General features: G+C 56.8%; 1 pseudogene. It reads left to right on the top strand.

Annotated features, from left to right (window positions below):
- Positions 1–234: pseudogene (locus tag HMPREF0072_RS11750) on the top strand (hypothetical protein); the annotation flags it as partial.

Below are 234 nucleotides of genomic sequence, written 5' to 3'. Positions count from 1 at the left end.
TCCTGCGCCGTCAGGAGGTAAAAAAGCCTATGTGGTCGGCGAAGGCGCGCTGATCCATGAGCTGTACAAAGCCGGTTTCACCATCACCGACATCAACCCGGATTTTGTGATCGTCGGTGAAACTCGCTCTTACAACTGGGACATGATGCACAAAGCCGCCTACTTCGTCAGTAACGGCGCGCGCTTTATCGCGACTAATCCGGATAGCCACGGCCACGGCTTCTCGCCGGCCTG

The sequence above is a fragment of the Anaerococcus lactolyticus ATCC 51172 genome (assembly GCF_000156575.1).
GTDB classification, from domain to species: Bacteria; Bacillota; Clostridia; order Tissierellales; family Peptoniphilaceae; genus Anaerococcus; species Anaerococcus lactolyticus.
Note: the sequence above shows the minus strand (reverse complement) of the source record. Positions and strands in the feature narration are given on the sequence as shown.